We start from the raw sequence: 17,547 nt of genomic DNA, 5'->3' as shown, positions 1-17,547 counted from the left end.
TCGCCAATAATTAAGGCCAACCTAAGTTGACCTTAATTGTTTACAGATAGCGTTAAGTTATCTGAATTGGCTTACTTGTATGGCAAGCCAATCTATTTGTGATTGAGCTACTTACGACGACGCCACATTGCTAAGCCAAATAGTGACATAAGAGCACCGAAGCCAAATGAACCGCCTACTCTTAGCTCAAGAACGGCAGGATCATGATCCGATGAACGGAAGTGATCTTGGTACTTAGGTAGGTCACCTTTGTACTCTTCGTTGTAGTCAAACAACGTCGACTCACCACCATTGATGTGCCAATCGGTAGCATCGACAACCCTATCTTTCAGGCTTTCGCTGATCAGCAGGTGGTCTAGAGCGCCAACTTCATCATTGTATGAGTAGCTCCAGCTGTCTGGGTGCTTTTGAGCCACAGCATTGATATAACCGTAGTTCTTCGTAATCACCGCACCGCTATCACCAAACTGCTCAACACCATCAATGTAGGTATTACGAGCTGCTTTGATCTGCTTGCCGTATTTCTCTTCCGAGTAATCGGTTAGCACCAGCATTGGATCTTCCATGCCGTACGAGTTCATATCACCCAGGATCACTTTGTGACCTTTGATGCCATCGAGCGCTTCACCTAATGCAACCGCCGCAGCAACACGGAAGTTCTCACATGAACCTTGCTTATCGGCATCAACGCCGCCTTGGCCGCCCTGCTCAATCGGAGCAGCATCTTCCCAACACTTAGAGCCTTTCGATTTAAAGTGGTTAATCGCTACGGTCAGTTTCTCTTTGGTGCCTTTAACTTTAAAGGTTGGCGCCAACGAGTCACGCTGGTAGTTCTTACCATCTTCAATCACCTTACCTGAATCGTCTAACACCTCTGGTGCTTGCTGGCTTGGCATCGCGATAACGCGGCTGTCTTTAAGCTTCACTACCTTCTTGCGATAGATGACACCCGTTGTGATTACGTCAGTACCAATCGAGTCCATCTCGTCGGTTACACCATCTTCATTTGAATCAACTGCGACAAACGTATAACGGTCTTTCTTACGCTCAATGCGATCATTCAGTTGGTTTACAAGTTGCTGAATGGCAGAGCCTTCACCAAAGCCATTGTTCTCAATTTCCATCAAGCCAATGATGTCTGCATCTAAGCGAAGAATCGCGTTCACAATCTTCTCTTGCTGCATCTCAAACTCAGTGATGGTGTTCGCGCCACGGTTATTGCCGTGCTGATTCGCGTCGCCGCCAAATGGTGAGTTGAAGTAGTTCAGTACATTAAAGGTCGCAATACGTAAGTCGCCTTCATCCATATCTGGTTTGTCGGTACGTGGGTCGTTGCGAACGAAGTTTTCAGCTGTGATCTGGTTAGTCGTGATCAGACGGTATTCACCATAGCTGTAGGTCAACACTCCTTCTAGACCAACAATAGTGTCATCAATACGGATGTAGTCTTCGGTTGAGCCATCTTGGTCGATGTCGGTACGACCAAAATCTGGGTAGAAAGGGACTTGTCCATCAGCCGCTTTTTGATCGGTTTCAACGAAAAGACGGCGGTCTGCGTTGTCTTCAGTTTGCTGCTTCGCTTCGTCAGATCCCGCGGCGAAAAGCTGGTTCGGCTGCATGTTAATACGCTCATGCGCCAGTACCATGTTGTTACGACGACCTGCGTAGTCATAACCAAAGGTACGCGTCACACGCATATCAAGCGCTTCGGTTGTTTTCACCAACATGCCTTCGTAGCGTTCAAGCGTTGCAGCGAAGTTCTCGTCACTGTCTAGCACTTCTATCGCCGTCGCTTCAGGTGCCTGCTGCTCGCCCTGTTTTAGCCATTGGTTGTTTTCTACTTTCAGCTGAGTGTGGCTGTAGTATTCTTGAACCTTGCCTTTCACACACACTACATCACCGGCTACTAGCTCTGAGCTCGACTGGTTGGTATGAATAAATAGACCCTCAGAAGTGCTTGAGTTGAAATCATCCTCAAGTGCTTGCAGGTAGAAGCCTTTAGTTAGGCCTGTTGTTACCGCACTTACCACACCTTTTACGAAATATTCATCGTCGGTGATGTACGGGTAGCCATCGATGAATGGCGATGTAGCGCCCTCACCTTGGATTTCTTGAATGGTGGTGAATACTGGGTCAGAGCCATCTTGTGTACAAGCGAAGGCTTCTGGCAGTTCAACGCTGTCTAGTGAACCTAGGCCTTCAATGCTGTCTTTTGGTAGCGGTACCCATTGTGAAGCATCAAACGTCGCAGAAGGTGTTTGTGTCGCACGAACCAAAGTAACATCTTTGCCCCAGTCCACATCGCCCATCAAACCAACAACATCATGTACCGAGCCGTCTGAATTCAAGATAGCCAGCGGGTCGTCACCATTATGATTGGCGATAGAGGCATTAATGATGTCAGCTTGAGCTTTAATCTCATCACTCGCACTAGAATGTGCGACCACGAGTACTTCACCGGGTGCTAAAACGTGTCCATCTAAAGGTAAAGTGGCACCCCATGATCCGTTGCCATTGGCAGATTTCGCCAATGAGTAACCATCTAAACTAATGCTGCTATCGCCACTATTGGCAATCTCAACCGCTTTGTTATAGCTGCCGCCTTCCACATATTGTGAAATAAACAAATCAGCGTGTGCGCTTGTAGTTAACAAGCTACCAATTGCCACTGCTAGCAATGAAGGTTTGTGTAAAAGAGCCATCCGTTTCACCTGAGTTCATCGAGTTATAGTCACTGCCATCTATGGGCAGTCATGTATTTTGTGGTAACTATCAGGTTTATTTATGAAAGGAATAAGTCAGTTGGCAAGAAAATGAGGAACTTATCACTTTGGAATCATCAATTGTTTGGCACGTTATATATTTCCAACATATATAGAAACGAGTGTGATTTTATAAAGCTTGAGGGTACCAAATAAGATCATCTGCACAGCATTACAGCGATGGATATGCTAGCTAAATACTGGGTAAATTATCAATTCAAACAAGGGGGTTTCGAGGAAGGCAAATGGAATGGGCATGAAAAAGCCCAAAGTAAACAACAGCTACTTTGGGCTCAAATTCTCAAGCGAGTTGTGTTAGTTCACCCTATGGGCGAGTAACAAAACCTACTGCTTCGTATGCTTTTTTCAGTGTCACTGCAGCACGTTCAGAGGCTTTTTCAGCACCGGCTTTCATTACTGCGTCCATGTAGGCACGGTCAGCACGGATACGGTGATATTCAGCTTGAATCGGCTCAAGCATCTCAACCAATGCTGCGCCTACGTCTTTCTTGAACGGACCGTACATTTCAACGCCTTGGTACTGCGCTTCGATCTCTTCGAACGTTTTACCCGTCGCTGCAGAGTACAGACCCATTAGGTTAGAGATACCCGCTTTGTTTTCCCAATCGTGAGCAATGCGTGGTGGTGTTTCTGCATCGGTTTGCGCTTTGTTGATCTTCTTGATGATCGACTTAGGCTCTTCTAGCAGAGTAATCACGTTCTTACGGTTGTCGTCCGACTTAGACATCTTCTTCGTCGCGTCTTGCAGGCTCATTACACGTGCATTCACTGTTGGAATGTAAGGTTCTGGTACTTGGAAGATTGGCGTTTCAGGACCGTAGATGTTATTGAAGCGAGTTGCGATATCACGCGCTAGCTCTAGGTGTTGTTTCTGGTCGCTACCTACAGGTACTTGGTGAGCACCGTAAAGCAGGATGTCTGCAGCCATCAACACTGGGTAGTCGTATAGGCCTACGTTTACGTCGTTTGAGTGACGTGCAGACTTATCTTTAAACTGAGTCATACGGCTCAGTTCACCCATTTGTGTGTAACAGTTAAGAAGCCAACCAAGTTGAGCATGCTCTGGTACGTGTGACTGAACAAATAGCGTGCTCTTCTTTGGATCAACACCGACAGCAAGACAGATTGCTAGTGCGTCTAGAGTCGCTTCATGCAGTGCTTTCGGATCTTGGCGAACCGTAATTGCGTGAAGGTCTACAACACAGTATTGGCAATCGTAATCATCTTGCATCTGTTGCCATTGACGTAGAGCACCCAAGTAGTTACCGATACTTAGTTCACCAGATGGTTGAACACCACTCAATACGATGGGCTTGCTCATGGTTTTAATTCCTTTGCTTATTCGCTAAGTTTATTGAACGCTTAGCTTCTTAACTTAAATATAGAAAAGCCGCACAGCTCTTCTGTACGGCTCATCCAGTGTACTCATTGATAAGTATTTTGCTAGTAGGTTAGCTAACTTTTGTCCGTTTTATGCTGAAACTAGAACGACATCTAGTAATTGCGCGACGTTATCCGCGACATAGTCAGGGTTTGATGCTGAAATCGGCTCGCCGTGGTTATAACCGTAAGTCAGACCAAACGAGTGACAACCTGCATTCTTAGCCGCTTTAATGTCGTTGCTTGAATCGCCAACCATCAACATCTCTTCCGCTTTTACATTGTGCTTTTCTAGCAACCAGTTCAGAGCGACTGGGTTCGGTTTTTTCTCTGGGAAAGAGTCGCCACCCAACACATCAACAAAGTACTTATCAATACCGTGTTGCGCCAGTACGTCTGGTACAAACTTCGATGGCTTGTTGGTAACCAGCGCCATAGTGAAGCCGGCTTTATCCAGCTCAGCCAGCGTCTCTTTAACCGATGGGTAAAGGTGACTTAGCTTGTGACCGCCCTGCTCATAGAAATCATCAAACAGGATGCGTGCTTTTTTCAGTAGCTCTGGCTCTAGGCTTGGGTCAACCGTCAAGTTACGGCTGAGTGAACGTCCGATAAGAACATCAGCACCATTACCTACGTAGTCGCGAACTTGTTCTTCGCTCACTGAAGGGAAGCCCAACTCCTGACAAGCTTGGTCAGCAGCAACGGCCAAATCAGGCACGCTGTCTAACAAGGTTCCATCCAAATCAAAGGCGATCAGTTTTATTGAGCTTAATGACATCTTACTTTCCTATTTATTATGTTCGTCTTATGAGTTGAGCGATAAGACGTAAAAAAGGGGCAAATTAGCCCCTTAATATTCAATCTATCTGTAGTTTTACGATTATGCGTTTACTTTTGCAAGCTCTGCACGCATCTCATCAATCACTTCTTTGTAATCTGGTTGATTGAAGATAGCTGAACCCGCAACGAACATATCTGCGCCCGCTTCTGCGATTTCACGGATGTTATCAACCTTCACGCCGCCATCAATCTCAAGGCGAATGTCACGGCCTGACTCATCAATCAGCTTACGAACAGCACGTAGTTTATCTAGCGTGTGAGGAATGAAAGATTGACCGCCGAAGCCAGGGTTCACAGACATTAGTAGAATCATGTCTACTTTGTCCATGATGTAATCTAGGCAAGAAAGCGGTGTTGCAGGGTTAAGAACCACACCCGCTTTACAACCGTGCTCTTTGATGAGCTGTAGAGTGCGATCGATGTGCTCTGAAGCTTCAACGTGGAAGGTAATCATTGATGCGCCCGCTTTTGCAAACTCAGGCACGATGCTGTCTACTGGCTTAACCATAAGGTGAACATCGATAGGAGCAGTAATACCGTAGTCGCGCAGCGCTTTACAAATAGGCGCGCCAAAAGTCAGGTTAGGTACGTAGTGGTTGTCCATCACATCGAAGTGCACAACATCAGCACCAGCTGCGAGTACTTTTTCTACGTCTTCACCAAGACGAGCAAAATCTGCAGACAAAATCGATGGAGCGATTAGAAAATCTTTCATACCAAACCTCTTAAGAGTGAGTAAATTGCGAATATCACCGCCTTGGTGACATCTCATACACAAATACAAGACTCAATCCCAAGACTATTTGGTGTGCAATTCTACCTAAGCAACTAAGCAGATCCTAGCAGTTCGAAAGATTAGTTTATGAAAGTACCCGTTGGTCACTCAATTTAATGAGTTCGAGGGTTATGTTGGCCGCTACAATTCTTCTGAAGCGTGTTGCTGGTTTTTCTCTTTATGAAAAAGTGCCAGTAACTCATCGACTTTATTGCGCCCTGCGCCATTACGGCTAATGGTGCGCTTAACCTTGACCACGTTCAGTTCTGCACCATGGTATAAACGGCGCGTTAAGGTGGTGTCATGGTTTGAGATCAAGACAGGGATGCCTCGTTCCATCGCTGCTTTTTCAGCAACATCCGCCAGTGCAGCTTGGTCATCTAAGCTAAAGCCATTACCTGCGTAAGAGGTAAAGTTTGCCGTGTTCGACAGTGGTGCGTATGGAGGATCGCAGTAAACCACACAGCCTTTGCGCGCGCGGCTAAAGGTTTCATGGTATCCCTCACAGACGAAGGTGGCTTTTTTCGCTTTCTCGGCAAAAAATTCCAGCTCAGCTTCTGGGAAGTAAGGTTTTTTATAAGAACCAAATGGAACGTTAAAACCGCCCTTCTTGTTGTAACGACATAGGCCATTGAAGCCAAATCGGTTCATATACAAGAAAGCCAATGAACGATACATGACGTTATCTGTACCATTGAACTCAGCGCGAATATCTAAGAAGGCTTCTTTACGGTTGTTCTCAGGACAGAACCAGCGCTTCGCTTCCGTGATATAAGTTTCAGGATCGGTTTTAAGCAGGTTGTACAGGTTGATAAGATCGGGATTGATATCTGCAAGCAGGTACTGTTCAAAGTCAGTATTCAGAAATACTGAGCCGGCACCGACAAACGGTTCTACCAATTTACGAGCAGGTGGCAGGTGACGTTGGATGTCTTCAACTAGGCCATATTTACCACCAGCCCATTTTAGAAAGGCACGCTGCTTTTTCATTTACTGCTCTATCTATCAACTCAAAAATAAGGCTGCGGAATGTAACATATTTTGAGGCTAAGCTCAGGGTTATTTCGCACGTTCTATCTCTCGATGCACTTGATTCATCGATTTTGCCCAAGGTTCCAACTGTTGAAGGGGTTTTGATAACGCACTTACCGCGTCTCTCGCCACTTGAATCGTTGGGTAATCTTGATAAGTGATAATAAACCACTTGGTGTCGTTGCGAAGTGTTGGGTAAATACGAACCTTGTTCTCAAGGTCATACTCTTCAATGAAAGACTGTACGTCGTCCAATGAGGTCATCGCACTCAACTGCAAAGTATAAGCTCGCGGAGAGATAGCTTGTAACTCTTCGCGAGAAAATGAGAATGTAATTTTCTTAGTCGGTGGCGTGGACTGTGTTAGGTCTGTTGCTTCATCGGCTGAAGGCTGTGACTCCACTTTGTCTGCATCTGATTGCGAACTCACCGCGGCACCTGTGTTTTCTTCAACAGCAGCATCAATCGCACTGGTATCGGCACTTTCAGGTTTATCATCAAGCAAGGCATCAACCACATCAGAGGTGATTACGACACGCTGCTGATCTTGTTCGACTTCTCCAACACTCGCGGTATCTTCAACGACAGTCGGTGGCAAAGATGAGCTGTCGTCATCAGCACCTTGATAACTCATGTCAGCTTCGGCTTCAGAATCGTCCATTCCGTCGATTCCAGCTTGCTCGGTACCACTTTCCACTTCAAAAGTTGGGATAGCTGTCTGTTCAATCGGAGCGATAAGAGATTGCGCTTTATCGTCAGGGGTTGGTTGACTGAACATCCACCAATAACCACCACCAATTAAAATCAACAGCAAGGCCACCACAATCGCGATATTGATGGGTGAGCCAATAATTGAGCGAATAATAATCCTTTTTTCCACTTTCAATTCTCCTAAAGCCATTAACTCACCGGGCAGAGGTTGCGCTTTATTAAACGCACGTCGCACGCAAGTTTCAGACTCATCATCAACATATCGAATCACCAGTGATTCAAAGAAATGTTCAGCTTCTGGTTGCGAAAGGTCATCGATCTCAAGATCGATAGGTTTGTGTTGTTGACCGTAGCTCAAACGCGTTAATAACGTATCTAAGTGGCCAGGTTCCGAGAAGAGAACGATATTGATCGTCCATTGAGGGTTTGATTGAGCTTCCAGTACCAACATCCATAATTCGGATACCAATAGCTCAGAAAGTCGTTGGGCATCATCAACGACGATAACCACATTACACGGTTCTCCATCCAGTAACCTTGTTAGGCTATCCGATAAAGAATCATGTTGATTAAACAGGGGATCAGAAACAATTTGGCTAAGAATGAGCGCACGGCGTTGTTGATCGTCTTGGCTTGGATGACAAAGCAGTAAACACTGATTTTTTTCTGTCGACCATGCTTCAAGATAACGCTGAGCCAACCAAGATCGGCCAGAGCCAGCTTTGCCCGCCACCGTCACAAGGTTTGAACCAAAGTTAGTCAAAAGCTGTAAGCGCTCTAGCAGCTCAACTTGAGATTCTAACTCTAATACTCTTAATTCATGAGCCAAACTCATTGGGGATCCCTACTGATAAGATCGATCAGTAAAACGCTTCAGTTGCCTAGAGTTTAGCTAGGCAACCTCACAACCAAATTTAAAGAGTACGGCAGAAATCGATCGCTTGTTTAATGATGTCTTGAGGCACATCAGCAACCACTTCAGCAGTACCAATACTTGTTGGTAATACCAAACGTAACTGACCAGACAGCACTTTTTTATCGCGCATCATGTGCTTCATAAAGTCTTCAAAAGACATGCTTTCTGGCGTATGGATTGGTAGTTTCGCATTCTTGAGTATAGAAATAATTCGCTCAAGTTGCTGCTGAGAGATCAGTCCCTGTAATTGAGCTGTTTTAGCTGCCATTACAGTGCCTGACGACACAGCTTCACCATGTAGCCAATTACCATAGCCTAGTTCTGCTTCAATCGCATGACCAAATGTATGACCTAGGTTCAATAACGCTCTGATTCCTGACTCTTTTTCATCTAGAGCCACCACTTCAGCCTTAATTGCACAACAACGAGCAATCGCGGTAATCAGTGCTTCTTCATCAAGTTGATAAAGTTTCTCTAGATTCTGCTCCAACCAATCAAAGAAGGCTTCATCGTAAATGATGCCGTATTTGATCACCTCAGCAATGCCCGCTGCAAACTCACGCTCTGGAAGCGTTGATAAACAGTTGGTATCGATGATCACAGATTTCGGTTGGTAAAAAGCGCCGATCATATTCTTACCAAGAGGATGGTTTACTGCGGTTTTACCACCAACAGAAGAGTCCACTTGAGAAAGAAGGGTCGTCGGGATTTGAATGAAATCAATACCGCGCTGGTAACAAGAGGCAGCAAAACCGACCAAGTCACCGATAACACCACCTCCTAAAGCAATCACCACCACATCGCGGCTGTAATTTCCTTCAAGCATGTAGCTCATCACTGAATTGAACGTTTCAAGGGTTTTGTACTGTTCACCGTCTGGCAGCTCGAGAAGAGATGTCTGACAGCCGACTTGATCCAATAGCGATAAAATTTTATCAGCATAAAGAGGCGCTACTGTCACATTACTGATAACAACAACTTTCTGCTTACCTGATAAAAAAGAAAGGTACGCCGGGTCTTCAAATAACCCGGCGCCAATAGAGATAGGGTAGCTACGCTCAGCTAGATTGACCGTAATCCGTTCCATGGGTTTGCTCTCCGAAAAAATGAACTTAACGTTCTTCTAGCATTTTTACGATCTGGTTGGCTACCACTTTTGCACTTTGGTCGTCAGTACGAACTGTGTAGTCCGCCACTTCTTCGTATAGTGCGTTGCGAGATACAGCTAGATCTTCTAGCACATCACGCGGGTTGTCTGTTTGAAGTAGAGGGCGTTTCTTGTCGCGGTTAGTGCGAGCAAGTTGCTTTTCAATTGTTGTCTCTAGGTATACAACAATGCCTCGTGCAGATAGACGGTTACGGTTTTCTTTGCTCAACACTGAACCACCACCTGTCGCAAGAACAATACCTTGTTCTTCTGTCAGATCATTGATTACAGATTCTTCGCGCTTACGGAAACCTTCTTCGCCCTCAACATCAAAAACCCATGCGATGTCTGCGCCAGTGCGCTCTTCGATCACAGTGTCAGAGTCTAGAAACTCCATATGAAGTTGGGAAGCTAGGTGTCTACCAATTGTACTTTTGCCGGCGCCCATTGGGCCAACAAGAAAAATATTGCGTTTCTCAGCCATGTTTTTAGCAGTAATTTACAACGTTAATTCAATGACATCGCCACAAGGTAGGTCAGTACAAGTACTGAAATTAAAAGGCCCGTGGCACCGATTCCTCACAGATAATTCGTGATAAGACCCGAAATTATCAAGGTTAGGTGCCACTAATGCAACTTTATTTTTAATCTAATTGTTCATTACTGAATCACAACTTTGGGTGTGACAAAAATAAGTAGTTCACTTTTACCCACATTTTCATAGCTGCGACGGAACAATGCGCCCAAAACTGGCAGGTCCCCCAACAGAGGAACTTTATCCACTGTACTGCTCACGCTGTGCTGAAATATCCCGCCAAGCACGACAGTTTCACCATTATTAACAAGCACTTGCGTGCCTATTCTTTGCGTATCAATGGCGACCGCTTCACCGGTTCCAGTTTTTACCACTTGCCCTGGCCTATCTTGAGTCACGCTCAAATCCAATACCAAACGATTATCGGGCGTGATCTGCGGTGTCACCTTAAGACTCAACACGGCTTTCTTAAATGCAACCGACGTAGCGCCACTTGAAGATGACTCTAAGTAAGGAATTTCAGTACCTTGCTCAATATAAGCCGGCTTTTTATTGGTGGTGATTAAGCGTGGACTAGAAATAATTTCAGCTTTTGACTCTTGTTGCAGTGCCGACAGTTCAAGATCGAGTAAGGTATCTGAACCCAGTTTGGCCACCTGAAACGCAATACTCGAGGCGTTCGGCGATGTTGCCCCTAAATTGACGTTGAGATAGTCATCAATCACGCTGCTGCCGCTATCGTCGTCATACGGCGTAATCGCTGATGGGTGGTTACCTTCGATTGAGCCACCAACGGTGAAGCTTCCGTTGGTTGAGGAAACGCCCCAGCGCACGCCAAGCTCATCAAGATTACCCTCAGTAACCGTGACAATACGTGCCTCTATCTGTACCTGCTTCACGGGAATGTCTAACGATTCAATGATGCCTCGGATCACGGCAATGTTTTCTTCCAATTCACGAATGAGCAGTGAGTTGGTGCGCTCATCAATGGTAATCGAACCACGATCGGACAACATGCTGACCGCACCTTCACCTCCAATCATGTCAGCGATGTCGGTGGCTTTAGCAAAGTTAATCTTGATGATTTCCGATTTAAGCTCCCCTAACTCCTCTTCTAAGCGCGATTTCTCTAACGCTTGTTGCTCTCGAAGGTCGAGCTCCGCTTTCGGCGCGACCAAGATAACATTGCCATCAACACGCTTATCCAAGCCTTTAACTTGCAAGATAATGTCGAGAACTTGCTGCCAAGGTACGCCATCTAAGCGTAACGTCAGGTTTCCGGCTACCGAATCAGACACCACGAGATTGAAGTCGTTGTAATCGGCAATCAGTTGCAGGACATTTCGTACCGGGATATCCTGGAAGTTAATCGATATCAGCTTGCCCTCTTTCTCTAGAACGCTTTTTTCTTTGGTCGCTTCATCGAGCACCGGTTTGCTGATCACCACCTCAATAAAGCGCCCCTTTAGGTTGTATTCATACTGATAGTCATTGCTAATCGTCGCTAGAAGCCGAGTGCTTGGTGTCTCTTTATAGACTTCAATGCCTTCAACCAAGGTAGCGAAATCCTTCACATCCAGCAGGTAGAGCTTGTCATCATCAACTTGAGTATTGATTAGCTCGATACTTAACCCTTCCTGAGCTCGTTGAACATCCACCACTGCTGTGCTGGTCGCCAGCTCAATAATGATGACGGCGTCTTTATCCTTATTGACCCTAAAATCAATATTCTCCAATTTGTTCGGTAAGCTCTCGGCATGGCTGAGCACGCTAACAACCAACATCACAGACACAGCAAAACCTTGTAGAGCCTTGCTCACTAATCCACTTATTCCTTTAATCATATTTACATCTCATATCCACATCATGTGACATTGGTTTACTTCAGAGCCAGCCTAACGTTGCGCTTATGCCAACAACCTAAGCCATCTGGAAGAGTTTCATTAATCTGAACGTATTGGCTCGTCACCTTAGTAACTCGGCCATTGTTTAAGCCGATAAACTGGCCTTTCTTGACGTTTACCACGTTGCCTTTGGGTGTTTGCACTAAGCCAAACACGCTTGAGCCACTGCCCATCACGCCTCTTAAACGAAGCTTACTCAGCGGGTACTTCTCTAACTTGCCATTACGAGAACGGGCGCTGGGTTGCCAACAGTCTTTCTTAACCAAGGGTTGGTTTTGCACAATGGCTTCTTTAGGCAGTTCAAAGGGAGGACGCAAAGATCGGCGCTGATAAGTCGCCGCCGTGAATTCAGTTGCTGGGACAAGTTGCTCGACATCTTTTCTCGCCTTGGCTTCAACCTGCGCCACAAAATCTTGCAGTGAGTCTTGATTAGCTTTGCAGCCTGACAACGCAAGCATCAATACGATTGAGTAAAACGCGCTATTGGGTTTCATCATTAACCTCCGATTTAAACTGGTAGGTATAAGCTCGAACCCTAAAGTGCAGCGTGCTACTTTCTTGACTGACTCGCTGCCAATTCACATCATCAAAGCTAATAATACGCGGCAGCTTGGCGATGGCAGCAGAGAAGTCACCAATATCGTGATAGTCACCTGTCAGCTCTATATTGAGAGGCAATCGATAGAGAAACTCCTTATTCTGCTTTTGCCCCCAATCGATTCGTGTGAAGGTCAGCGAGTTATCCAAGCCGAGCTCATTCACGGAGGCCAACATGCTCGCTAACTCCTTTTGAACGGGCAGCTGCTCTAATAGATAATCGTAGCGACTAGTTAGCTCATCCAACTGGCTCTGCAACTTAGGCAAGGCTGCAACCTTATTCGCCTTTATCCTCAAGGTCGTTTTTAAGGTCTGCTCCTGTTGCTTCATCTGTTTCAGTTCCTCGTCGAGCGGCAGCAGATACAGCCAAGTGCCAACACCTTGGATTAACACCATCAACACCAGAATCACGAGAAGCTGAGGCAACAATGGCCATTCGGTGATCTCATCAACATCGAGATCTTGCAAGCTCATCCTGTTTTGCCTACTAATCCTATTTTGAAGGTTAGCCATGATGCGCCCCCTTATCTTTTCTGCTCGCGGTTGTGTTTTCTAAAGACACAGGGCTAAACACAAAAGAGACCTTGAAGGTCTGAAACTCTTTATTGAAGCGCTTGCGGTTATGAACGATAGAGTGCATCTCGACCCCTTTCAAAGAATCTGAACGTTCGAGGTTGTCCAACATGGTGGCGAGACGAGCAGTGCTGTCGCTGATGCCCGACATTTCAATCTCCTGACCATTCATCTTTATCTTGTCGACATAGACACCCTCTGGAATCAGCTCCGGCATCAAGTTCATGAAGTCGGTGGTCTTATTACGGCCAAGCTGCAGCGACTCAACCACATCAAGTCGAGTCAGAATGGCTTTGTGTTCTTGCTCTGCGACTTTTAACGACTGAATTTGTCGGTCGAGCTCAGCAATGTACTGATTGAGGTAATTGAGGCGAGCTTGCTGCTTGGCTTGTTGATCGTGAAAATAGTGACCAACCGCCCATTGCCCTATAAGCGCAATGATGACGCCAAGAATGACCAGATGGATAAAACGCTTCTTGTGCTGAGCACGAATCTCATCACGCCACGGCAGCAGGTTAATTTGATGCAACATGCTTCTCTCCCTGCCACTTGAGCCCACTCATCGCCATACCCGCCGCGATACCAAAGTGTTGCCAGTCAATCGGCAGTCGGCGTCTCTTGGCGACCTTATTCTCAAATAAAGACAAAGGATTCAATGACTCGCAGCTCAACTGAAAATGGCGTTCTAGCTCTTCGGTTACCATAGGGATGCTGGCGCCCTCGCCCATCAACCAAATCCCTGAGATAGGTTGCTGCGCATTTCCCGATGAATAGAGCTGCAATTGACGCTTGAGCTTCTCAATCAGGTTAACAATGAATTGATGTGTCTCTTCCATAGTACCGAACACGCTCTCGATATCACTCGGGTCATCTGAGCTGCGAAGATCTTGAGTGCCAAAGGCGATGTCTTTATAGAAAGGCGCCGAATTCTGCGGGATAACCCCTAGCGAGGTTTGGTCGATTCCAACATCCACTAGCAACCAGTTTTTCTTATCGGGATACAGGCGCGAGGCCAATTGCCAGATATTAAGTAGCCCATGCGCCTGTGTATCCACCACCACAGGTTTGAAGCCAGCCTTGGTTAATGCATCCGCTCGGCTATCCACAACTTCTTTACGAGTGGCGTATACCTGATAACTGCTTGTCGAACCTTTACCAAATCGTTTGTCTTCCAGCTTTACAAAATCTAAACTCAGCTCCTCGATAGGAAAGGGAGATTGATGGGCGAAGGTTTGATAGATAGAAAACTCTTTTTCTCTGTCTTCTAACTCACTCTCTATTTGCAGTACTTTGCTGATCACCGTGTTATCAGGTACTGAAATGGCGACGTTGCAACAGCCAAAAGGCAGACCTTTCCTAAGTTCTTTAAGTTTCTTAACAGTTTTCTGATACTCCAAAGTATGGTTAGCTGTAAAAATGTCGTCCGAAATCGGCAGCTCTTTGTATCCCACTAGGGCATACAACTCCCCCACGGGTTTTAGTACCACAGCTTTGATGCTGTGATGATTTATATCTATACCTGTAATTAATGATGAACCCATGTGACCTAGCTCCTGAAGTGCCAAGCATTTCGTTGATTATCTAGGGGTTGTGATTATTAGTTAAATAAGCGTTAATAAACGAAAGCTAAGTTTTTAGCCTAGAGTACAAGGGTTTGCTGCTTCTCAGCCTTAACTAATCAGGGATTATCCGGTGAAGTTCATAAAGCGATTATTCATATTTACATTGATTTGCATGATTCTTGGAGTCAGTACAATTTTTGGGTTTTATTATTACGTAAAACCAGAGTTGCCTGATGTTGCCACTTTGCGTGACGTGAAGCTCCAAACGCCAATGCAAGTCTTCAGTCAAGACGGTAAGTTGATCTCTCAATTTGGCGAAAAGCGTCGCAACCCAGTGACTTATGACGAGATTCCTCGCCACTTAGTTGAAGCTCTGATTGCCACCGAAGATAGCCGTTTTTACGAACACCCAGGTATTGATCCAATCGGTATCACCCGTGCAGCGCTCGTCGTCGCAATGTCGGGTTCAGCCAAACAAGGGGCGAGTACCATTACTCAGCAGCTTGCGCGTAACTTCTTCTTATCTAATGAGAAAAAGATCATGCGTAAGATCAAAGAGATCTTCATTGCGATCCATATCGAGCAACTACTTAGCAAAGAAGAGATCATGGAGCTTTATGTAAATAAGATCTTCCTTGGTCACCGCTCGTATGGTTTTGGCGCGGCAGCACGTGTTTACTTCGGTAAAGATCTTCCTGATCTCACGCTGAGTGAAATTGCGACCCTTGCGGGTATGCCAAAAGCACCTTCGACAATGAACCCTATTTACTCTGTTGAGCGCGCGACTAACCGTCGTAACGTTGTATTGCGTCGTATGTTAGACGAGAAATACATCACTCAAGCAGAGTTCGATGACGCTCGTAGCGAAGAACTTATCTCGAAATACCACGGTGCAGAGATCGAACTGAGCGCGCCGTATGTTGCAGAAGTTGCACGTGCTTGGATGGTGGAACGCTACGGTGAAGAAGCTTATACATCAGGCATGAAGGTCTACACGACTGTTGATTCGAAACTGCAAAAAGCAGCGAACCAAGCCGCAATTAAGAACCTACTTGGCTACGATGAGCGTCATGGCTACCGTGGCGCTGAAAAAGTATTGTGGCAGACTGCGCAATCAGCGTGGGATCAAGAACAAATCGTTAAACACCTTAAGTCTCAACCAACCTATGGTGACCTAGTCCCTGCTGTTGTTACCGCAGTTAATTCGAAAAGTGCGCAAATTTGGGTTAAGAACCAAGGTAAAGGCACTATCGAATGGCAAGGTATGAACTGGGCACGCAAATTCCTAACGGATAACCGCCAAGGACCAGCGCCTTCTCAAGCAAAAGAGATTCTAGCTGTTGGTGAACAAATCTGGGTTCGCCATGAAGCCGTTACAGGCGATGAAGTCTCTGAAGAGCCGACAGAAGAGTCAGCGACTGCAGAATCAGAAACACCAGTTGTATGGCGACTTAGCCAAGTACCTAATGCGAACACCGCATTTGTTGCAATGAATCCGAACAACGGCGCTGTGTTGTCGATGGTGGGTGGCTTTAACTTCGTACACAACAAGTTCAACCGTGCAACGCAATCTATTCGTCAGGTGGGTTCTGGTATCAAACCATTTATCTACTCAGCAGCGATTGAGAAAGGCTTAACGCTAGCCTCACTGATCAATGATGCCCCGATTAACCAATGGGATAAGAGCCAAGGCACAGCATGGCGACCAAAGAACTCGCCACCGACTTATGTGGGTCCAACTCGTCTACGTATTGGCTTAGCTCAGTCTAAAAACGTAATGGCGGTACGTGTACTACGCGAAGTAGGCCTGGATGATACTCGTAACTACCTTACTCGATTTGGTTTTGATATTGACGAAGTACCGCGCTCTGAAACTATTGCGCTAGGTGCTGGTAGCTTAACGCCAATGAAAGTAGCGCAAGGTTACTCGGTATTCGCTAACGGTGGTTACTACGTTGAACCTTTCTACATCAGCCGCGTTGAGACTCCATTTGGCGAGACTGAGTTTGAAGCGACACCAAAAGTCGTCTGTAAAGAAGATTGCAAACAGACCATCACAGCCGATCCAATGGCGGATGAGTTTGCAGAGCAAGACGTGGATGCGAAAGTTCAATACGCACCTCAAGTTATCTCTGAACAGAACGCATTCCTTGTTCGTGAAATGATGTACAGCAACATCTGGGGTGGCGGTGATTGGAGCGCTGGCACTGGTTGGAACGGTACAGGTTGGCGTGCACAACCACTGAAACGTCGTGATATTGGCGGCAAAACCGGTACCACCAACGACTCGAAAGATACTTGGTACAGCGGCTACGGCCCTGGCATGGTTGCAACGGTATGGGTTGGTTTTGATAACCACAACCGCAACCTAGGCAGAACCAAAGCGAACTCAAACCTTGGTAAGAACCAAATTACGGGTGCAGAAGCTGGCGCGAAAACAGCAGAACCTGCATGGGTTGATTTCATGGGTACTGCGTTAGCGGGTGTTCCTGCTGAACGTAAAGAGATTCCGGAGAACATCGTTCGTGTTCGTATCGACCGTGAAACTGGCTTATTGACTAATAAGTTCGATAGCTCATCAATGTTCGAGTACTTCGAGAAAGGCACTGAGCCAACCGAGTACATCACAGAACGTTTCAATGACGACATCTACTCAACCTCATCAGGTGAAGCAGTGGAAGAACTGTTCTAACTAAGGTTTGTAGAACCTAGTAACATGAACCAACAAAAAGGGTTGATATGAATTCATATCAACCCTTTTTATATATCTATATCTATATCTGACCAGACTAG

14 protein-coding genes are annotated in these 17,547 nt (G+C 46.0%); 1 reads left to right on the top strand and 13 read right to left on the bottom strand.

All coding sequences use genetic code 11. The features are described 5' to 3' along the window. Positions 1-107: 107 nt before the first annotated feature. The 13 genes from AB4583_RS07850 to pilM form a co-directional block, all read right to left on the bottom strand. Positions 108-2,702 (bottom strand): ExeM/NucH family extracellular endonuclease, encoded by a 2,595-nt coding sequence (locus AB4583_RS07850; RefSeq protein ID WP_372116968.1) that lies wholly within the window; start codon positions 2,700-2,702, stop codon positions 108-110. 385 nt (positions 2,703-3,087) lie between these two features. Further along, positions 3,088-4,104, bottom strand: coding sequence for a tryptophan--tRNA ligase (gene trpS / locus AB4583_RS07845; protein WP_016796005.1), 1,017 nt, complete (start codon positions 4,102-4,104; stop codon positions 3,088-3,090). Between the two features lie 150 nt (positions 4,105-4,254). Continuing rightward, the gene (locus AB4583_RS07840) at positions 4,255-4,941 is read right to left on the bottom strand and encodes a phosphoglycolate phosphatase (RefSeq protein ID WP_017061120.1); all 687 of its coding nucleotides are present in this window, start codon (positions 4,939-4,941) and stop codon (positions 4,255-4,257) included. A 102-nt stretch (positions 4,942-5,043) separates the two neighbouring features. Then, entirely contained in the window at positions 5,044-5,718 is a 675-nt protein-coding gene (rpe, locus tag AB4583_RS07835; RefSeq protein ID WP_017068835.1) for a ribulose-phosphate 3-epimerase, read from the bottom strand. Between the two features lie 201 nt (positions 5,719-5,919). Further along, on the bottom strand, positions 5,920-6,768 hold the full coding sequence (locus AB4583_RS07830; protein ID WP_017061122.1) for a Dam family site-specific DNA-(adenine-N6)-methyltransferase: 849 nt from the start codon (positions 6,766-6,768) through the stop codon (positions 5,920-5,922). Between the two features lie 69 nt (positions 6,769-6,837). Next, on the bottom strand, positions 6,838-8,355 hold the full coding sequence (locus tag AB4583_RS07825; protein ID WP_017068836.1) for an AAA family ATPase: 1,518 nt from the start codon (positions 8,353-8,355) through the stop codon (positions 6,838-6,840). Positions 8,356-8,434: 79 nt separating this feature from the next. Further along, positions 8,435-9,523 carry a 3-dehydroquinate synthase gene (aroB, locus tag AB4583_RS07820; RefSeq protein WP_017061124.1) on the bottom strand — a complete coding sequence of 363 codons (1,089 nt, stop codon included), beginning with the start codon at positions 9,521-9,523 and terminating at the stop codon, positions 8,435-8,437. A gap of 25 nt (positions 9,524-9,548) precedes the next feature. Then, positions 9,549-10,067, bottom strand: coding sequence for a shikimate kinase AroK (gene aroK / locus AB4583_RS07815; RefSeq protein ID WP_017061125.1), 519 nt, complete (start codon positions 10,065-10,067; stop codon positions 9,549-9,551). A gap of 176 nt (positions 10,068-10,243) precedes the next feature. After that, positions 10,244-11,962: a type IV pilus secretin PilQ gene (locus tag AB4583_RS07810; RefSeq protein ID WP_032545762.1), complete on the bottom strand. Its 1,719-nt coding sequence runs from the start codon at positions 11,960-11,962 to the stop codon at positions 10,244-10,246. A gap of 35 nt (positions 11,963-11,997) precedes the next feature. Then, positions 11,998-12,516, bottom strand: a complete 519-nt coding sequence (locus AB4583_RS07805; protein ID WP_017063694.1) for a pilus assembly protein PilP — start codon at positions 12,514-12,516, stop codon at positions 11,998-12,000. Further along, positions 12,503-13,132 (bottom strand): type 4a pilus biogenesis protein PilO, encoded by a 630-nt coding sequence (locus tag AB4583_RS07800; RefSeq protein ID WP_372116966.1) that lies wholly within the window; start codon positions 13,130-13,132, stop codon positions 12,503-12,505. Before AB4583_RS07800 ends, AB4583_RS07805 begins: the two co-directional genes overlap by 14 nt. Next, complete coding sequence (locus tag AB4583_RS07795; protein WP_017061129.1) at positions 13,125-13,724, bottom strand: PilN domain-containing protein; 600 nt, start codon at positions 13,722-13,724, stop codon at positions 13,125-13,127. Before AB4583_RS07795 ends, AB4583_RS07800 begins: the two co-directional genes overlap by 8 nt. After that, positions 13,708-14,733, bottom strand: a complete 1,026-nt coding sequence (pilM, locus tag AB4583_RS07790; RefSeq protein ID WP_372116964.1) for a type IV pilus assembly protein PilM — start codon at positions 14,731-14,733, stop codon at positions 13,708-13,710. Before pilM ends, AB4583_RS07795 begins: the two co-directional genes overlap by 17 nt. A gap of 151 nt (positions 14,734-14,884) precedes the next feature. Between pilM and AB4583_RS07785 the strand changes: the two genes are divergently transcribed. Continuing rightward, entirely contained in the window at positions 14,885-17,446 is a 2,562-nt protein-coding gene (locus AB4583_RS07785) for a penicillin-binding protein 1A (RefSeq protein ID WP_372116962.1), read from the top strand. Positions 17,447-17,547: the final 101 nt, after the last annotated feature.

Source organism: Vibrio sp. 10N.222.49.C12 (assembly GCF_041475025.1).
GTDB lineage: Bacteria > Pseudomonadota > Gammaproteobacteria > Enterobacterales > Vibrionaceae > Vibrio > Vibrio crassostreae_C.
Note: the sequence above shows the minus strand (reverse complement) of the source record. Positions and strands in the feature narration are given on the sequence as shown.